Source organism: Roseomonas sp. GC11, from assembly GCF_024437745.1.
Classification (GTDB): Bacteria; Pseudomonadota; Alphaproteobacteria; order Acetobacterales; family Acetobacteraceae; genus Pseudoroseomonas.
Map to the genome: position 1 here is coordinate 1 of NZ_JANFNY010000176.1, position 2,247 is coordinate 2,247.

At 68.5% G+C, this 2,247-nt stretch carries 4 protein-coding genes; 3 read left to right on the forward strand and 1 reads right to left on the reverse strand.

Annotated features, from left to right (window positions below; translation table 11 throughout):
- Window positions 1-72 precede the first annotated feature (72 nt).
- A complete protein-coding gene (locus tag NON00_RS24385; protein WP_256025399.1) occupies window positions 73-378 on the reverse strand; it encodes a hypothetical protein in 306 nt (101 codons plus the stop codon).
- Window positions 379-384: 6 nt separating this feature from the next.
- Between NON00_RS24385 and NON00_RS24390 the strand changes: the two genes are divergently transcribed.
- The 3 genes from NON00_RS24390 to NON00_RS24400 all read left to right on the forward strand — a co-directional run bounded on the left by NON00_RS24390 (window position 385) and on the right by NON00_RS24400 (window position 2,227).
- A complete protein-coding gene (locus tag NON00_RS24390) occupies window positions 385-888 on the forward strand; it encodes a hypothetical protein (protein WP_256025401.1) in 504 nt (167 codons plus the stop codon).
- Window positions 885-1,571: a hypothetical protein gene (locus NON00_RS24395; RefSeq protein ID WP_256025403.1), complete on the forward strand. Its 687-nt coding sequence runs from the start codon at window positions 885-887 to the stop codon at window positions 1,569-1,571. The genes NON00_RS24390 and NON00_RS24395 overlap by 4 nt, the downstream gene beginning before the upstream one ends.
- Window positions 1,572-1,633: 62 nt before the next feature.
- Complete coding sequence (locus NON00_RS24400; protein ID WP_256025405.1) at window positions 1,634-2,227, forward strand: hypothetical protein; 594 nt, start codon at window positions 1,634-1,636, stop codon at window positions 2,225-2,227.
- The last annotated feature ends 20 nt before the right edge of the window (window positions 2,228-2,247 follow it).

The following is a 2,247-nucleotide window of genomic DNA, read 5'->3' on the forward strand; positions in this document are numbered from 1 at the left end:
CGTGAAAACCTGATTGTCGCTGCTCTCCACCATGCCCAGAACATGGGAACAGCATTCAAGCTCTAACAGGCCTTAGAGCCGCGCATCGCGCGCGCCCGGCAGAGCAACACGGATGCCGAGCAGGCCATCCGCGAGCAGGCGCGCGAGACGAACAAGATCCTGGCTGAGCGCGAGAGGCTCATCGAGGCCAATGAAACCGCCGAGCAGCGCTATCTGCGCGGCGTCGAGCGCCTGCTGGAGCTGGTCGAGAAGGCGCAGGCCATCGGCAGCCCCATTCCCGTCGAGACCATCGATCGCGCGCTGCAGAAGCTGGATGAGGGCTATGCCAAGGCGGGGGAGGGGGCCAAGGCGCTCGGCGAGGAGAGCGGCAAGGCCCATGAAACCGTGCGCGAACTGGGCCTGACCTTTTCCAGCGCCTTCGAGGATGCCATTGTCAAAGGCGAGAAGCTCTCGAAGGTGATGCAGGGCATTCTCTCCGACATCGCCCGCATCATCGCCCGCAAGACCATCACCGAGCCGCTGACGGAGAGCGTTTCTGCGGCGGTGAAGGGCTTCTCCTTCGGCGATATTTTTTCCTCCGCGGGCTCCTGGCTCTCCGGCCTGTTCCGCGCCGAGGGCGGGCCGGTGACGGCCGGGCAGCCCTATATCGTCGGCGAGCGCGGGCCCGAATGGTTCGTGCCCGGCAATTCCGGCACCGTGCTGCCCAATAGCACCGCGCCGGGCGGCCCCACCATCCAGCAGAGCATCAGCATCGATGCACGCGGCGCCGATGCTGGCGTCGAGGCGCGGCTGCGGCTGCTGGCCAACCAGATTGCCCGGCAATCCTCGCTGATGACGCTGGACGCCATCCGCCGTGGCGGCACGGCCTATCGGACGGTGAAGGGATGACGGAATACCCCTGGCCGGAGACGCTGCGCCCGTCGCGCATGAGCTTCTACCTGCAGCACAACACGCTGCGCTTTGCCTCGCCCATCACCCGCGCCACGCAGGTGCTGCGGCGGGAAGGGGCGCGCTGGGTGGCGGAGCTGACCTTCGATCCGCTGAACCGCCAGCGGGCCGGGGTGATGGACGGGCTGCTGGCGGCGCTGGCCGGCTCGGTCAACACGGTGCGGCTCTATGACTGGCGGCGCGAATACCGCAGCGGGGATCCGCGTGCCCAGGGCGATGTTCCAAGCGGGCCCTACAGTTTCTCGGACGCCACCATTTTCACCGATGGCACGGGGCTGGTGGTGGGCTCGGGCAACCCGGCGCTGGCGGCCGGCGCGGCGCGTGGCGCGCTGTCGATCGAGACGGCGGGCTGGTATCCGTCCCAGATCGCCGTCGGCGCCGGCGATTATATCGGGCTGGCGGGGCGCCTCTACATCGCCACCCAGGCGGTGACGGCCACGGCGGCCGGCACGGCCAGCATCCCCATCGCCCCGCCGCTGCGCGCAGCCGCGGCCCTGGCCGAGCCGCTGGTGCTCAGCCAGCCCACGGTCGCCATGCGGCTGGTCTCGGATGATGAGGGCGCCAACCCCACCAGCCCGGGCCGCTTCAGCAGCTACACCCTCTCCCTCGAAGAAGCGTTGTAACCCAGCGTCCCGATATGTCGGCATCCCGATATGCTGACATATCGGTAAATCGGAGTGTCGGCATGTCGGAAACCCTGCCTCCGGAGGGCGTGGTGCCCACGCCGCGCCTGTCGCGGCAGGCCGCCGCTGCGGCCACCGCTCCGGTGGTCTGCCCGGTCACCCTGGTCCTGCTCGACTTCGCCTCCGGCCCGATGCGGCTGTGGACGGGGCTCGGCCAGATCGCATGGGCTGGCGAGATCTGGGAGGGCGCCGGTGCGCTGGGCGCCATCGGCGAGATCGAGGAGACCACCGAAATCCGTGCGGTCAGCCTGACCCTCTCCCTCTCGCCGGTGCCGCAGGCGGTGGTGGACATCGCCCTGGCGGAGCAGAGCTATCGCCTGCGCCGCGCGGAAGTGTGGGGCGCCCTGCTCAACGATCAGGGGGCCTTCGTCGCCGATCCTTTTCCTCTGTGGGCCGGCCATATGGACACGATGCGGGTGGTGGATGGGGCGGAGTCCAGCGTCAGCATCAACTGCGAGAGCCGCTTCATCGATCTGGAGCGCGCCGAGGTGCGGCGCTACACCGATGCCGATCAGCAGGCTGAATATCCCGGCGATCGCTTCTTTGAGTTCGTCCCCGCCCTGGTGGACGCGCAGATCAGCCTGCCAGCCAGCTGATGCCACGGCGCCCAACTGAG